The sequence below is a fragment of the Aeromonas sp. R10-1 genome (genome assembly GCF_040908465.1).
Taxonomy (GTDB): domain Bacteria; phylum Pseudomonadota; class Gammaproteobacteria; order Enterobacterales; family Aeromonadaceae; genus Aeromonas; species Aeromonas caviae.
Window position 1 is genome coordinate 203,690 of sequence record NZ_JBFODT010000036.1, and the last position, 15,766, is coordinate 219,455.

At 65.2% G+C, this 15,766-nt stretch carries 13 protein-coding genes and 1 pseudogene; 10 read left to right on the forward strand and 4 right to left on the reverse strand.

The genetic code is table 11. The features are described 5' to 3' along the window. Positions 1-60 precede the first annotated feature (60 nt). A complete protein-coding gene (locus AB5Y93_RS18545) occupies positions 61-687 on the reverse strand; it encodes a glutathione S-transferase (RefSeq protein ID WP_128296890.1) in 627 nt (208 codons plus the stop codon). Positions 688-845: 158 nt separating this feature from the next. Here AB5Y93_RS18545 and AB5Y93_RS18550 point away from each other — a divergent pair, with 158 nt between their 5' ends. The 5 genes and pseudogenes from AB5Y93_RS18550 to AB5Y93_RS18570 all read left to right on the forward strand — a co-directional run bounded on the left by AB5Y93_RS18550 (position 846) and on the right by AB5Y93_RS18570 (position 4,550). Beyond that, positions 846-1,490 (forward strand): response regulator transcription factor, encoded by a 645-nt coding sequence (locus AB5Y93_RS18550; RefSeq protein ID WP_010673435.1) that lies wholly within the window; start codon positions 846-848, stop codon positions 1,488-1,490. Positions 1,491-1,520: 30 nt separating this feature from the next. Continuing rightward, positions 1,521-1,601 (forward strand): annotated as a pseudogene (locus AB5Y93_RS18555) (DNA-binding response regulator); the annotation flags it as partial. A 159-nt stretch (positions 1,602-1,760) separates the two neighbouring features. Then, positions 1,761-2,342: a TetR/AcrR family transcriptional regulator gene (locus AB5Y93_RS18560; protein ID WP_368230048.1), complete on the forward strand. Its 582-nt coding sequence runs from the start codon at positions 1,761-1,763 to the stop codon at positions 2,340-2,342. A gap of 72 nt (positions 2,343-2,414) precedes the next feature. Then, positions 2,415-3,272, forward strand: coding sequence for an alpha/beta hydrolase (locus AB5Y93_RS18565; RefSeq protein ID WP_368230050.1), 858 nt, complete (start codon positions 2,415-2,417; stop codon positions 3,270-3,272). Between the two features lie 117 nt (positions 3,273-3,389). Next, the gene (locus tag AB5Y93_RS18570) at positions 3,390-4,550 is read left to right on the forward strand and encodes a patatin-like phospholipase family protein (protein WP_111896669.1); all 1,161 of its coding nucleotides are present in this window, start codon (positions 3,390-3,392) and stop codon (positions 4,548-4,550) included. Between the two features lie 27 nt (positions 4,551-4,577). On the opposite strand, the gene AB5Y93_RS18575 is transcribed toward AB5Y93_RS18570, so the two are convergent. Next, on the reverse strand, positions 4,578-6,530 hold the full coding sequence (locus AB5Y93_RS18575; protein WP_368230052.1) for a cation:proton antiporter: 1,953 nt from the start codon (positions 6,528-6,530) through the stop codon (positions 4,578-4,580). Between the two features lie 191 nt (positions 6,531-6,721). Between AB5Y93_RS18575 and AB5Y93_RS18580 the strand changes: the two genes are divergently transcribed. After that, positions 6,722-7,648, forward strand: coding sequence for a GGDEF domain-containing protein (locus AB5Y93_RS18580; protein WP_041214696.1), 927 nt, complete (start codon positions 6,722-6,724; stop codon positions 7,646-7,648). A gap of 42 nt (positions 7,649-7,690) precedes the next feature. Here the strand turns inward: AB5Y93_RS18580 and tilS are convergent, their stop codons facing one another. Next, positions 7,691-9,025 (reverse strand): tRNA lysidine(34) synthetase TilS, encoded by a 1,335-nt coding sequence (tilS, locus tag AB5Y93_RS18585; RefSeq protein ID WP_368230054.1) that lies wholly within the window; start codon positions 9,023-9,025, stop codon positions 7,691-7,693. 129 nt (positions 9,026-9,154) lie between these two features. On the opposite strand from tilS, the gene AB5Y93_RS18590 reads away from it, so the two are divergent. The 4 genes from AB5Y93_RS18590 to AB5Y93_RS18605 all read left to right on the forward strand — a co-directional run bounded on the left by AB5Y93_RS18590 (position 9,155) and on the right by AB5Y93_RS18605 (position 14,422). Continuing rightward, positions 9,155-11,182 carry a M13 family metallopeptidase gene (locus AB5Y93_RS18590; RefSeq protein ID WP_368230056.1) on the forward strand — a complete coding sequence of 676 codons (2,028 nt, stop codon included), beginning with the start codon at positions 9,155-9,157 and terminating at the stop codon, positions 11,180-11,182. A gap of 112 nt (positions 11,183-11,294) precedes the next feature. After that, a complete protein-coding gene (locus AB5Y93_RS18595) occupies positions 11,295-11,732 on the forward strand; it encodes a PliI family lysozyme inhibitor of I-type lysozyme (RefSeq protein ID WP_042883192.1) in 438 nt (145 codons plus the stop codon). 350 nt (positions 11,733-12,082) lie between these two features. Beyond that, positions 12,083-13,810, forward strand: coding sequence for an ABC-F family ATP-binding cassette domain-containing protein (locus tag AB5Y93_RS18600; protein ID WP_368230058.1), 1,728 nt, complete (start codon positions 12,083-12,085; stop codon positions 13,808-13,810). Between the two features lie 72 nt (positions 13,811-13,882). Then, positions 13,883-14,422 carry a GNAT family N-acetyltransferase gene (locus AB5Y93_RS18605; protein ID WP_368230060.1) on the forward strand — a complete coding sequence of 180 codons (540 nt, stop codon included), beginning with the start codon at positions 13,883-13,885 and terminating at the stop codon, positions 14,420-14,422. A 42-nt stretch (positions 14,423-14,464) separates the two neighbouring features. On the opposite strand, the gene yjeH is transcribed toward AB5Y93_RS18605, so the two are convergent. Further along, positions 14,465-15,745, reverse strand: a complete 1,281-nt coding sequence (yjeH, locus tag AB5Y93_RS18610) for an L-methionine/branched-chain amino acid transporter (RefSeq protein WP_143237914.1) — start codon at positions 15,743-15,745, stop codon at positions 14,465-14,467. Positions 15,746-15,766 lie beyond the last annotated feature (21 nt).

A 15,766-nucleotide genomic window follows, 5' to 3' on the forward strand; every position in this document is an offset into this window, starting at 1 on the left:
CCTGGCCTGAATAAAAAGGGGAGCCGATGGCTCCCCTTTTTTGTCTTGCCGACGCCCGCATCAATCAGACTGGCGGGCCGCCTTTGGCCACTGCAACCTCGCCCTGAGCAGGGTTTCCTGCCACAGGGGCCAGGCCAGCAAGGCCTGCTGATAGGCGCCAGCCTGACCGGGCAGCGAAATGCCATAGCTTGCCAGTCGATAGGCCATCACCGCATAGAAGGCATCCAGAATGCTCGCCTCGTCGAAAAAGAAGGGCCCCCGCGCCTGGGACCAGAGGGTCTGCAACCGGGCCAGCTCGTCGATGACCTCCACCGGCGGTTCACTCTGGGTGGGCGCCCCCAGGAAGAAGGGCAGCAGGGTGCGGATCTGACGAAAACCGGCGTGCAGCTCGGCGCACAGGCTGCGGGCCAGGGCCCGTTCGGCCTTGTCCACCGGATAAAGGTGGCGCTCCGGGCAACACTCGTGGAGATATTCGGCGATGGCCAGAGAGTCGTGAATACGCAGCTCACCGTCGTCGAGCCAGGGCACCAGGCCGGCGGGGGCCGTGCGCTTGAGCCGTTGCAGCTCCTTGGCATCTTCCAGATCGAAGACCTGCTCCTGCCACTTGAGCCCGCTCATGGCCAGCACCAGCGCCGTTCTCATTGCCCAGGTGGAGCCCGTGCCCACCGTCAAAACCAGGGATCCCATCGATTGCCTCCTGCATGGGTTGTTTACTGGCCATCCCGTCGGCCCCGTGGCACGACATCCGATGACCACCTCACATTTGCGTACTGGCGGGTTTGACCCACTTGGGTAGCAGTGCTAGTTTGATTTTTCAAAACAATCAGTTAGCAACAATGTGAGCTATGGACAGCCAATTTACCATCGTCATCGCAGATGACCACCCCCTGTTTCGGGGCGCCCTCTATCAAGCGGTGCACATGGCCATCGACGACGCCAGATTGCTGGAGGCTGACTCCATCGACAGCCTGAGCCACCTGCTCGATGAACATCCCGACGTCGACCTGCTGCTGCTGGATCTCAAGATGCCGGGGGCCAACGGCTTCGAGGGGCTGGCCTATCTGCGCGGACATCACCCGGATCTCCCCATCGTCGTGGTCTCGGCCTCCGAGGATCCCGCCATCATCCAGCAGGTGCTGCGCCTGGGTGCGCTCGGCTTCATTCCCAAGTCCGTCCCCATGAAAGAGCTGGTCAGCGCCCTCAATACGGTGATCGGGGGGGACAACTGGGTGCCGGAAGGCATCTCCCTCCATCCCGAGCCCAGCGAAGGGCCCGATTTCGCCACCAAGCTGGCCAGCCTCACCCCCCAGCAATACAAGGTGCTCATCATGTTGCGGGATGGCAGCCTCAACAAACAGATCGCCTGGGAGCTCAACGTCTCCGAGGCGACCATCAAGGCCCATATCACCGCGATTTTCCGCAAACTAGGGGTCAAGAACCGCACCCAGGCAGTCATCGCCCTCCAGCAGATGGATATCAAGGACAGTTGAGCCCCTTGCCATCATCAGAGCCCATATCACTCCGCCTTCCGCAAACTCGGGGTCAAGAACCGCACCCAGGCGGTCATCGCCCTGCAGCAAATGGGCATCAAGGACGACTGAGCTCGTCCCCGGCTGGCTCGTAACAAGCCAGCCACACCCGCCTCCCAGAAGACTCTCTTGCCCCCCGCGGCAGCCGGAAACGGCCTCCCTGCACCATTTGCGGCTCGACAATTAGCACGGTCGTACTTTATGCTGCCAATCCAGAGAGAGGAGAGCCGGATGAGCAAGGGACGTCTGACCCGCGACACCATTTTGCAGACTGCATTCGAGCAGGCGAGCCAGCAGGGGCTTGAGAGCCTCACCATAGGCTCCCTCGCAACGGCCTGCGAGATGTCAAAAAGCGGTCTGTTCGCCCACTTCCAGTCCCGCGACAACCTGCAGATCGCCGTACTCACCCATTCCGCCGAGGTATTTCGGGAGCGGGTGATCCAGCCGGTGCGCCAACAGGGGTACGCAACCCAGCAGGAGAAACTGCTCGCCCTGTTGCAGGCCTGGCTGGCCTGGAACCAGAGTTTTGCCGGCCGCTGCATGTTCCTCGATGCCTGGACCTCCGCCCAGGAGGGTGAGGTCCAGCAGGCAGCACGCGAGCTGGTCCGTTTCTGGCTCGACTACCTGGCACGCCAGGTAGTGCAGGGGCAGGCCAGAGGGGAGTGGCGCAGCGATCTCGACCCCTGGCGCGCCGTCTATCGCCTTTATGGCCTCTATCTCGGGGATCAGGTGTTCCATGCCCTGGCGCTCAGCGAGGATCCGGCCCGCCACTTCTGGCCCGAGGTGGAACAATTGCTGGCCAGCTGGCGCTGACCCGACGGGCTCTTCTTTTTAAAAACCCGCAAAAAAGCACGACCGTTCGCACACAAAAGACACAGGATGACCATGAGCAGCAAGATCTACTTCAACACACGCCGCTTCAGCCCGAGCAAGTTGCTGCTGGGCCTCGGCACCCGCCTGCATCACGTGCTCGCGCCCACCCACGCCAAGCGCACCGCCAGCAAGCTGCTGCTCACCCCGCAGCGGGCGACCCGGGACGTCGCAGCCCCGGCCAGCGTGGTCGAGCAGGCCATCCACACCAGTGAAGGGACCCTGATGAGCTACCGGCTCGGCCAGGGGCCGGTCTGGCTGCTGATGCACGGCTGGTCAGGCAGTGCCAGCCAGTTCTATCCGCTGATGAGTCACATCGCCGCCCAGGGCTATACGGCCCTCGCCTACGATCACCCTGCCCACGGCCGGAGCGAAGGGAACAGGGGTCACCTGCCCCGCTTCGTGCGCGCTTTCGACGAGATCCTCGAGCGGGTCGGCCCCGTCCAGGGCGTCATCACCCACAGCATGGGGGGCGCCGTCACCCTCAGCAGCCGTCACCCGGCAATCGATGCGCTGCCGCTGCTGCTCATCTCCCCGGTGCTCGACTACGTGCCCCAGCTCTACGGCATGGTGGCGCGCTCCGGCTACTCCATCCGGCTGTTCGATGCGGTGGTCAAGGAGATAGAACACGAATACCAGCACCCGCTCAGCACGGTTGACCCCCTTGGCCGGCTCGCCCGGCGCAGCGGCGCCGCCCTCATCGTTCACGATGAGGAAGACCGATTCGCCCCCCACCGGGACTCCCTGCGCGCGGCCCAGGATGGCCGCACCCGGCTGGTGAGCACCCGGGGGCTCGGCCATGGCCGTATTCTGGCAAGCCCTCCAGCCTTCGCCGCCTTCGATCAACTGAGCCAGACGCCCTTGGCAAACTGAAAATGAAACGGGCCGCAAAAATTGAGCGTGCGGCCCATTTTTATCCGGTATACAACGTCTTATAGTTGAATTGCGCGGTGGCAACCCGCCCTGGCGATCACGATAAGGCGCACCCTCATGGCCAGACCCAATACTGCTCTTCTGCTGACTGGTGGTGGTGCCCGCGCCGCCTATCAGGTCGGCGCACTCAAGGCGGTGGCCGAACTCTACCCCCGCAACATCGGCATCCCCTTCCCCATTTTGTGCGGTACCTCGGCGGGGGCTCTCAACATCACGGCGCTGGCGTGCTACGCCTCCTGTTTCCATCTGGGGGTGCGCAAGCTGGAGTGGGTCTGGCGACGATTCGAGACCCACCACATCTTCGACTTCCACCCTTGCCAACTGCTGTGGCGCACCCTCTATCAGGGCTCGGCCGGCCTCATCACCCCCCAGAGCAACCGAGCCTTTCACCTGTTTGACAACGCCCCTCTGCGCCGTCTGCTGGATCAGCTCATCGACTATCACCGCATCGATGACAACATCCTCTACGGCAGCCTGGAGGCCATCGCCATCACGGCCTCCGACTACGATGACGGCCTCTCCACCACCTTCTTCCAGGGGCGGGCCGAACATCAGCCCTGGGAGCGCGCCAGACGACGTGGCCTGCGTACCCTGCTCACCTCGGATCATCTGCTGGCCTCGTCGGCGCTGCCCTTTGTCTTTCCCGCCACCTCCATCGGCGATCGCGTCTACGGGGATGGCTCCATCCACCAGTTGAGCCCGCTCAGCCCCGCCATCCACCTGGGGGCGGAGCGGATCCTGCTGGTGACCCTGGACTCCCCTCACAGGGAGAACCCGACTCCCCGCCAGGGGCACCTGACCAGCTCCAACATCGCGAGCCATCTGCTCAACACCGTTTTCTCCGACACCCTCAATTCGGATCTGGAGCGGCTCGGGCGCATCAACCAGACCCTTTCCCTTATTCCGGCACGGGAGCGCAGTCGACTGAAACTGCGCCAGGTGGAGACCTGCGTGATCCGCCCCAGCCAGGATCTCGACCTCATCGCCCTCGAATACCTCCCACGGTTGCCGACCCAGCTGCGCCGTCTGCTGCGAGTGCTCGGGGTCAACGGCGAAGAGAGCAGCAGCCTGGCCAGCTTCCTGATGTTTGACCCCGGCTATTGCCAGCGGCTCATCAAGCTGGGATACCAGGACGCGCTGGATCACCGCCAGCGCATCGAGGCCTTCCTCGACCTGCCGGGCAGCGGGAGGCAGCAGCAGTTTCGCGAAGAGGCCTGAGGGGCCTTATCCCATGGCAAGGAGATCCTAGCGTCCCTCCAGCAGGCGCTGCTCGGCCTGTTCCATGGCCACGGCCGTGCCGAAAAGCACCAGGGTATCTCCCGCCGCCAGCACCAGCTCGCGCCTGGGATCCAGGCTGCGCTCCCCGCGATGAATCGCCTTGATGCGCACCTCTCCCAGGGCGAGATCCCGTACCCTGTGTCCCACCGCCCAGGCCTGGTCGTGCAGCAGCACGGGATGCAGTCGCTCGAGCTGTTGATCCGTCTCCAGATTGCCCGCACTCTTGCCGCCCCAGTAGAAACCGTGCAGAAAGCGATACTGGCTGCTGCGCTCGTGCTCCATGCGCCGGATCACCCGGCCGATGGGAATGTCGCAGTTGAGCAGCAGGTGGGAGACCAGCATCAGGGCTCCCTCCTGGGATTCGGGGATCACCTCGAAGGCGCCGGCCTGCTTGTAGTGTTCAAGGAAACTGTCATCCCGGGTACACACCAGCACCTTGATCTCCCCCGCCAGCTCCCGGATCAGCGTCAGCATGGCATCGACCCGCTTTTGATCGTCGAAGGTGATGATCACCAGCCGCGCCCGCAACAGACCGGCCGCCAGCAGGATGTCGCGCCGGCTGGCATCGCCGAACGCCACCTGCTCCCCCGCGAGCTTCGCCTCACTCACCCGCTCGGGATCGAGATCCAGGGCCAGGAAAGGTATCTCTTCGAGCTTGAGAAAGCGGGCACAGGTTTGGCCGGTGCGTCCGAACCCGGCGATGATGACGTGCTGGTGTTTGCTCAGGCCCGACTGGGCCACCTCGGCGCGAGAGAGCAGGGCACTGTCGGTGAGGGAGTGGGCAAGCCCCAGCGCCCGCAACACCAGCCAGGGGGTGAGGGCGATGGAGATGACACCGATGCCGATGAGCAGAGAGACCAGCTGGTGATCCAGCAAGCCGTGATGACTCGCCAGCGCCAGCAGCACAAAACCGAACTCCCCGACCTGGCTCAACATGATGCCAGCGGCCATGGCGTCGCGCTTGCGCTCCCCCATCAGGCGGCCCGCCAGCAATATGAGCAGCGACTTGCACAGGATGAGCCCCGTCACACAGGCCAACACCTGCCACCAGGCGCCCGCCACCAGCGCCCAGTCCATGGTCATGCCGATGGTAATGAAGAAGAGCCCCATCAACACGTCGCGAAACGGCTTGATGTCCACTTCGAGCTGATGACGATAGTGGGACTCCCCCAGCATCATGCCCGCCAGAAAGGCACCGAGCGCCATGGAGAGCCCCATCCACTGGGTCAGGGAGGCCGCCAGCAATGCCACCAGCAGGGCACTCAGTACGAAGAGTTCATCTGAACGTGCGCGCGCCACCTCGAAAAACAGCATGGGCAGCAGCCACTTCCCCACCGCCAGCAGCACGGAGAGCGCAAACAACCCCTTGAGGGAGGCCCAGGCGACCTCCGCCAGCAGGGCGCTGCCCTGCACCTCGGGCTGGGCCAGGATGGGGATCATCACCAGCAGGGGCACCACGGCAAGATCCTGGAACAGCAGCACGCTCACCCCGAGCTGGGCTCGCCGGGTATGGAGCTGCTTGAGCTCGCCGAGCTGCTTGATCACCACGGCGGTGGAGGAGAGCGCCAGGGTGCCTGACACCACCAGCGCCTGGGCCAGGCTCAGCCCCCACCACCAGCCGAGCCCGAAAAACAGCAGTGAGGTGAGCAGCACCTGCAGGCTGCCGACCCCCAGCACCAGCTTGCGCATGGCGAGCAGACGCGGCAGGGAGAACTCGAGCCCGAGGGAGAACATCAGGAACACGATGCCAAGCTCCCCTATGGTCTGCATCATGGCCTGACCCGTGACGATGGCCACGCCATGGGGGCCGAGCAGCATGCCGGCAAACAGATAGGCAAGGATCACCGGCTGGCCGAGGCGCCGGAAAATGGCCACCAGCACAACGGCGAAGATCAGCAGGATCAACACATCGGCGTACACCCATCCCTCTCCTTCATCTGCCCGGGCCTCTTCCCTGACACAGCAAGCACAGCGCCCGCTCCCCATATGGCACGCCACTCGCTCAGCGGCAGGGATTTCCCCTCCCGTTTCATCCCGTTAAGCCTAGCCAGCCCCCTTGTTTTTCATCGGACATATTTTAGGCACAGGGCTTGCAAGAGCCTGCGCAATGAATGGAGAGGTGTAAGGGCTGTAACGTGGAAAACACATCGTCATTGAACGGCTTCGGACATGGCATAGAGCAGTGGGTACAGCAGATGGAGCGGCTTGCGCCCTTGACCGGGCAGGACCGCTATCAGCAGATAGAGCAGTTGCTGGGGCAACGGGATCTTGACGCCCTGCTGGCAATCTTTGCCGAGCGGGTGGCAAACATTGTCCGGATCCACTCGCTCCAGTTCGACTGTGGCCAGCCCCATCCCCTCATCTCGCACCCGCCCCAGGCCAGGCTGACCCTGCATGCCTATCGCTTCGAGCTGCGGGGACGACACGAGCAGTTGCTCGGCCAGTTGCACTACGAGCTGGAGCACCCCCTGAGCGACGGCCAGAGGCGGTTGCTTGAGCAATATCATCAGCTGTTCAGTCTCACCCTGCCCCTCTATCTGCGGCTGGATCGGCTGGAACAGCAGGTGCGGCTCGACCACCTGACCGGGCTTGGCAATCGCGCCTACTTCGATGAGGCCATCGGCCGGGCGGTGGAGCAACACAGCCGGGAACCCCACGGCCTGGTGCTGGTGCTGCTGGATCTCGACAGATTCAAGCAGGTCAATGACACCTGGGGCCACCCGGTGGGCGACCTGGTGCTAAGCCGCTTCGCCCAGTTGCTGCAGGGGTGCATTCGCGGGACGGATCAGGCGTTTCGCCTCGGCGGGGACGAGTTTGCCCTGCTGCTACAACCCGCGGACCCCGAGGCCTGGCGCCCGGTCTGGCTGCGGTTGCAACATGTGCTCCACAGCCACAAGGAGCTCAGCGCCTTCTCGGTGGGGTGCAGCCTGGGAGCCGCCAGCTGGCAGTCGGGCATGGATGTGCAGCGCCTCTACGAGACGGCCGATACTCATCTTTACGCCCGCAAGAAAGCCGGGGGCTCCGGCCTGCCCGAATAGGGCATCCCCCTTCACCTCCCGGCCCCCTGTCACTCTGCGATGTCAATCCGCATCCGGGGTGACGGGGGGCCGCCACTCCCACGCCACCCCCTCTTCTGGCGCCATAAATCCGTCGCAGACAAAGAGCCCGGCCACCAGTGCCACCTGTTCACCGTAGTAGAGGATGGGAATGCGCCCCCGCTGCCAGGAGGGCACCCCGTACTCTTGCAGCAGCTTCTTGAGCCGCCGGCTGCCCACCCGCCCCACCGGTTTCAGCATGACGCCGGGGGCGACCTGAAAACGCACCGAGAGCGGCTCGTCCCCCCTCGGTGTCCGCAACCCTTCGCCATCCGTTCTCCAGAGCCTGAACTGCCCGAGCCCGTCCGGCAGGGTGAGCGTCTCTTCCATCCGGATGGGCAGCACCTCCTCGCGGGGGGCGAGATCCGGCGCCACCAGGTACAGGCGCCCCTGATAGCGGCGGCACGCCAACCCTTGCAAGCTCAGCCTGGGGTTGGCGTCATCGCGCGCCAGCGCCACCTCCTGCCACAGCAGGCCCAGCAGCTCGCGGGAGGGCATCTCTCCCCCCTGGCGGCGGATCCAGTGGCGCAGCAGGTTGTTGCGCCGCACGGGGGAGAGGGAGAGGAGTCCGTCAATGCGCAGCCCTTCTCCCTCACCCACCGCCTGCCAGTCCGCCTCGGCCAGCTCGCTGATGAGCGCCTCCTGCTCGGCGCACAGGGCCATGGTGCGCGCCGTCGTCCGGGCCATGGCGGGCCAGCGGTCCTTGAGCAGGGGGATGATCTGCTGGCGCAGGAAGTTGCGGTCATAGCTCGGGTCCTCGTTGCTCTCATCCTCTACCCAGCCATAAGGAAGTGACTGCGCGGCTTCCGCCAGCTCGGCCCGGCTCATGTCGAGCAAGGGGCGCAACAGATGGCCTGCGGCAAAAGGCTGGCTCGCCACCATGCCCGCCAGCCCGCGCAGACCGGCACCCCGCTTGAGCGCCAGCAGCAGGGTCTCCAGCTGATCGTCCTGATGGTGAGCGGTGAGCAGCCACTCCCCTTCCCCCAGGTGGGCGGCGAGTCGCTCATAACGCGCCGCCCGCGCCTGGGCCTCCAGGCTCTCCCCGTTGCCCCGACAGAGCTGCACCCGCTCCACGATGAGGGGCACCGCCAGTTGCTGGCACACCCCTTCGCAGTGAGTCACCCAGTCGTCGGCATGGGGGCTCAGGCCGTGATGAACGTGCAGGGCGTTCAGGGCGAGGCCGTGGGCGCGGGCAAAACGGGCCGCCAGCACCAGCAAGACGGTGGAGTCGAGCCCGCCGCTGAAAGCCACCAGCAGACCGCGGGAACCTTCCGGCGCGGGCAGGGTCTGACAAAAACGAGAATAAATACGAGAAATCATAGGCTTCCCCAATACGACCAGGCCGATCTTAGCAGAGTCGGGCTTATCAAGCGCTAACCCGGCTGCTAGAGTGAATCGCTCCCTGCGTGGGCAAGGAAGCCATATAACCCGAATTGGAATAAAACCATAATGAACAACAAGAAACACATCCTGGCCACCCTCGTCGGGCTGGCCCTGCTGGCCGGTTGCAGTCAGGCACCGAGCCAACCGGACAAACACTCCGGCCTTGCGCTGGCCAACATGGACACCAGCGTCAAGCCTGGTGACGACTTCTTCCGCTACGTGAACGGCCACTGGCTCGCCACGGCCAAGATCCCCGATGACAGGCCCGCCGACGGCGCCTTCTACCTGCTGCGGGACAAATCCCTGGCGGACGTGCGAGTGCTGGTGGAGGGGCTGGATGGCAAAGCCGCCGGCACCCCGGCCCAGCAGATCCACGACCTCTACCAGAGCTATCTGGATCAGGCCGCCCGCAACGCCAAGGGCACCACGCCCCTGCTGCCGATGCTGAGCGAGATAGAGCAGATCAGCACGCCGCAGGATCTCGCCCGCGCCTTCGCACAGAGCGCCCGCACCGGTGGCGGCTCCCCCTTCGGTTTCTGGATAGACGCCGACGCCAAGGCCCCTGACAGCTATGCCGTCTACCTCTACCAGGCCGGCCTCGGCCTGCCGGATCGGGACTACTACCTCAAGCGCGACCCCAACAGCCAGGCGCTGCTGCACAAGTACGAGCAACACATCGCCGCCATGCTGACCCGCTTCGGTGAGACGGATGCCCAGGCCAAGGCGAAACGCATCCTGGCCCTCGAGACCAGGCTCGCCCAGATCCAGTGGGACAACGTGGCCCTGCGGGACAGAGAGAAGAACTACAACAAGGGACCCCAGAGCGAGCTCAAACGCCTCGCCCCCGCCATCGACTGGGACGCCTACCTGGCCCAGGCCGGCCTTGCGGGGCAGCAGAGCCTGGTCATCGGCCAGCCCACCTATCTCTCGGCTCTGAACGAGGTGATGCAGCAGACCCCGGTTGCTGACTGGCAGGCCTACCTCAAGTGGCAGCTCATCACCGATTACGCCCCCTACCTCGACAGCCAGACCGATGCCCAGAATTTTGCCTTCTTCGGCACCGCCCTGAGCGGCACGCCCAAGCAGCGCGCCTCCTGGGAGCGGGCCCTCGGGGTACTGGACAACAATCTTGGGGAGGCGGTGGGCAAGCTCTATGTCGAACGCTACTTCCCGCCTGCGGCCAAGGCCCGTATGGAGCAGCTGGTGGAGAACCTGCGCACCGCCTACGGCCAGAGCATCCAGGAGCTGGACTGGATGTCCCCGGCCACCAAGACCCAGGCCCTCGAGAAGCTCGCCAAGTTCAGACCCAAGATCGGCTACCCGGACAAGTGGAAGGACTACAGCGCCATCACCATTCGCCCCGACGATCTGGTGGGCAACCTGCAGCGGGCCCGCGCCTTCGAATACGCCGACAGCCTGGCGCGCCTCGGCAAGCCGGTCGATCGGGACGAGTGGCACATGTCGCCCCAGACGGTGAACGCCTACTACAACCCGAGCAACAACGAGATCGTCTTCCCGGCCGCCATTTTGCAGCCCCCCTTCTTCGACATGACGGCGGACGATGCAGTCAACTACGGCGCCATCGGCGGGGTGATCGGCCACGAGATGGGCCACGGTTTTGATGATCAGGGGGCCAAATCCGACGGTGACGGCGTGATGCGCGACTGGTGGACGCCGGCGGATCTCAAGGAGTTTCGCTTCCGCACCAGCCGGCTGGTGGCCCAGTACAACCGCTTCGAGCCCATCAAGGGCCAGTACGTCAACGGCCAGTTTACCCTGGGGGAGAACATCGGCGATCTCGGCGGCCTCACCATCGCCCACAAGGCCTACCAGCTCTCCCTGGATGGCAAGGAGGCCCCGGTGCTGGACGGTTTTACCGGCGAGCAGCGCTTCTTCCTCGGCTGGGCCCAGGTGTGGAAGGGCATGTATCGCCCCGAGCTGATGCAGATGCTGCTCGCCTCGGATCCCCACTCGCCACCGGAATACCGGGTCAACGGCGTGGTACCAAACATCCCCGCCTTCTACGAGGCGTTCAAGATCCAGCCCGGCGACAAGCTCTATCTGGACCCGGCCAAACGGGTCAAGATATGGTGATGACAACCCGGGCAGGGGGCGGTCGACCAGCGGCCCCCTGCCCGCTTCCGACGTGGCAGGGAAGCGTCCCCTGCCCGTCACAGACACACAAGCAGCAACAAGGGTCCTCTCCATGAAAGCCTTATTCCTTACTCTCGGCCTGCTCACCCTGCCCCTCGCCAGCCAGGCGGCGGACGGCTTCTTCAAACAGCTGACACTCCCCTCCGGCCAGGTGGTGACCGTCAGCGAAGGGCGCGGCGAGCCTGCCTCCACCGGCAGCTACGACGTGCGCCTCTACTCCGGTGCCAACCCCCAGTTTCCGCTGGATCAGTTCATCGACGGCAAGGTGCTGCCGCGCGATGGCAGCATCAAGGAGCTCAAGCTGCTGGATCTCAACGGCGACAAGCAGCCTGAAGTCATCGTCGTGGTGGAGAGCGCCGGCAGCGGCAGCTACCTGAGCGCCGACGCCCTCACCATCAATCCCCAGGAGGGGCTGGAGAGCTTCAACCACGTGGAGGGACTGGCCCCCAGTGACGATGTGATTGAGGCCCTCAAGACCCCCCGCGACTGACCCCCCACGCCCCGTATCACGGGGCGTTTTTTTACCCCGCGCCTCCCGATGCGGTGCCCACGGCCCCCCACAGGGCGGATGGACGACTGTTTTTTTCTGTGCCTATAATCGCCGCACCCTGCCATAACGAAACACAAGGAGGTAAAAAATGGTTATCCAAGCGTGTCCGATGTTCTCGGCTCGCCTGTTCGGCACATTCAAGTGCTCTTGCCTGCATACCATCGCGCTGCGATAGCGGGTTCGAGCAAAGCCGACTCCCTTCCATACCGAGACCTTTCTCGACTCTGCCGTTGTCGCCAGCGCTCCTGATGACAGGGATTTCCCATCCCGCGATTTAAGAGAGCAAGAGCATGACAACCCTGATGAGTACCCATTCCCTGCAGATGAGTGCGGGGCACCTTCCCTTATTTGATCACCTCGAACTCGGCATTCGCGCAGGCGACCGACTCGGCCTGATTGGCGCCAACGGCTGCGGCAAGAGCACATTGCTCGCGCTGCTGGCGGGCGAGCGCACGCCCCAGGCCGGCCGGGTCGTGCAGGCCGCCGCCTGCCGCTGCGAGTTCGTGGCCCAGCAACTGCCCGCCGGGCTTTCCACCCTCAGCACCCGCGCCGTGCTGCTGGATGCACTGGGCAATGACCCCGCCGCCGAATGGCAGGTGGACAAGCTGCTGGCCGAACTGCAGCTGGAGGCCCAGGCCACGTTGCCGGTCAGTGCACTGAGCGGTGGCCAGCACAGCCGGCTGCAGATAGGGCGCGCCCTGCTGCGTCAACCCAACCTGCTGCTGCTCGATGAGCCCAGCAACCACCTGGACTTGCCCGCCCTGCTCTGGCTCGAGCAGTTTCTGCTGGGCTGGCGCGGCGCCTTCGTGCTGGTCTCCCACGACGGTCGCCTGCTGGACAGCGTCACGGATCAGACCCTGATCCTGCGAGACGGCCAGTTGCACCGCTTCGCCCTGCCCTGCAGCCAGGCCAGGGCGGCGCTGGCTGCCGAGGATGAGCAGACCCGCCTGCGCCGGGCGGACGAGCAAAAGGAGATAGACCGCCTGAGCGCCAGCAGCAAGCGCCTCGCCATCTGGGGGCGGGAGCATGACAACGAGAAGCTGGTGCGCCAGGCCAAGTCCATGGAAAAGCGCATCGCCCGCCTGCAGGAGGAACAGAGCCAGGTGGCGGCGCTGGCCCCCTGGCGGCTCGAGCTGCGCGGAGTGAGCCTGCCCGCCGACACCCTGCTGCGACTGGAGGCCCTCGACGTATCGCCGGCACCGGCACTGCCGCCGCTGCTGCGTGCCGAGGGACTCTGGCTGCGGGCAGGGGACAGGGTCGCCCTGCTCGGTGCCAACGGCACCGGCAAGTCCTCCCTGCTGCGCCAGTGCTGGCGCGAACTGACAGACCTGAGTCCGCAGGCGGGCTGGTACTGCCACCCCGGCGCCAGCATCGCCTATTACGATCAGTCCCTGCAGCAGCTCTTTGACGACGCCACCCTGAGCGACGCGCTGTACCCCCTGGCCCCTCTGCCTGAGGTGACGCGGCGACAGGCGCTGATCCGGGCAGGCTTCCCCTATGCCCGCCACGGCCAGCAGGTGCACACCCTGAGCGGGGGCGAGCGGGCACGGCTGCTGTTCCTCGCCCTGTCCCTCGGCAGCCACCACATGCTCTGGCTCGACGAACCCACCAATCACCTGGATCTGGCGGGCAAGGAGGAGCTGGCCGACGCCATTGCGGCCTTCCCCGGGGGCGTGCTGCTGGTCTCCCACGACCGGGAGCTGATCGAGCGCAGCTGCAACCGCTTCTGGCTGATAAAGGACGGGCGCATCCAGGAGGCTCACAGTGCCGCGCGGGCCTATGCCGAGCTGCTGGGCGATGCCCCCTTGCCGCAGGCGGGCAGCCCGGCTCGATCAGGTGACCCGCAGACCGCGGCCGCCACGGGGGATGACGAAGAGGCGCTGCTGGCGCGCTGGTATGAGCTCGATGCCCTGCTCGCCGCCGATCTGGCCCGCAAGCCCAGGCACCAGACCCCGCGCCTGCAGCAGCAGTGGCGTGACGAGCTGGCGCGCCTTGCCGAGCGGCTCGGGTTTGCCTGACGCCAGCCCGGATCATCCATCTCTTGTTACGCAACACACGCGGCCAGCCACGGCTGGCCGCAAGGAGCCACCATGACATCAATGCAACAACCTCACATCAGGCTGGATCCCGTCACCGACACCGACCTGCCTCACATCTATCGCGGCCTCTCCGATCCCCGGGTCGTCGCCTACTACGGCGTCAGCTACGACAGCCTGGCGGCATGCCGGGCACAGATGGATTGGTATGCCGAGCTGACCCGCACCGGCCGTGGCGCCTGGCATCTCATTCGCGACCGACTCTCGGGCGAGCCGCTGGGGGCCATCGGCTACAACGATGCCGACCCGACTCACCGGTGTGCCGAGCTGGGCTACTGGCTCTATCCCGAACACTGGGGCAAGGGGGTGATGAGCGCGGCGCTGCAACTCTGGCTCCCGCTCACTTACCGCACCACCAACCTGCACCGGCTTATGGCAGTGGTGGAGGAGCCCAACCACCCCTCCGCCTGCCTGCTGGAGCGGGCCGGTTTTCACTACGAGGGCACGGCGCGGGAGTGCGAGCGCAAGGGGGATGGCTTCATCTCCCTGCGCCACTACGCCATCTTGCGCAGCGACCTGCCCGCCAGCCTGTGACCAGCAACAAAAAGCCCCGCACTGCGGGGCTTTTTTCGGGAGTTACTTGATGGCGCAGACACCCTCATCGGACGCCGAGCGGCGGCGTCTGCGCCGCCACAGGGAGAAGCCGCCATACCCCAGGCTCAGCACGACGGCATAGAGCACCTGAGTGGCGAGGGCCAGCAGCACCAGGGTGCAGAGCAGCACGCTGAGGCCCGCCAGCCCCTTGCCGGTCCCCGACAGCAAGCGCCAGCCGGCCGCCATGCAGAGCAGATAGACCAGCACGAAGTTGCCGTTGGCGTAGCGGATCAGCGCATCGAGGGGCAGACGCAGCCAGAGGATCAGGGTGATGGAGACGAAACAGATGGCGAGCACCCAGGCAAGGGCATGCAGGGGAGCGCCCCGGGCCGAGAGGCGAGAGAGGGAGACCGGCAGTTTGCCCTCCCGCGCCATGCTCCAGATAAGGCGCGCAAAACCTTGCAGGTAGATGTTGATGCTGGCGAAGCAGGAGAGATAGCCCAGCACCGCCACCAGCCACTTGGCGGTGGGGCCGAACAGCAGGGAGAGCAGGGCCGGAATGGCGGTGGCATTGGTCGCCTCGTCCCCGTAGAGGTCATATTTGAGCACCACCAGCGAGTGCACCCAGTAGATGAGCCCCGCCAGCAGCACGCCCCCCAGCAGGGCAAGGGGGTAGTCCCGCTCCGGCCGCTTGAACTCCTCCCCCATGTGGGCGAAGGCCTCGAGCCCCACGAAACACCAGAACATCACCGCCAGCGCCGATCCCATGGCGGGCCACTCGCTCGCCGTTGGCAGAGGCTGGGCGGCATCGCGCCAGCTGAGATCCCCCTTGAACCAGATGAGCAGGGTGAGCCCCAGGATAGCCAGGGCAATGAGCAATTGCAGATTGCCGGAGGAGCGCGCCCCCCGCAGCCCCAGCAGAAAGACCCCGAGCAGGGTGAGCAGCTGGATGCCCCAGAGGGTCCACTCCCCCATGTCGAACAGGGCGTGCCAGAAACCGGCGGCGATGGTGAGGGCGGCAGGCAGGCCCACCGGCAGCACCGCCAGAAAGAGGAAAGCGGAGAAGCGCTCAGCGCCGTTGCCAAAGGCGAGGCCAATCAGATGGGGCGCGCCACCCGCGTGGGGATAACGCCGCCCGAGGCGGGCGAAGGTAAAGGCGATGGGCAGCACCAGGGCAATCAGCAGCAACCAGGCCCACAGCGACGCCCCTCCCGCCAGCGAGGCGGCGGTGGCCGGTACCACGAAGATCCCGGTACCGAGCAGGGAGGTGGCGAGCAGCCCCATCCCCTGCCAGAGCCCGAGATCCTTTTTCAACCCAGACATATCCTGTTGTCCCGTCTAGAA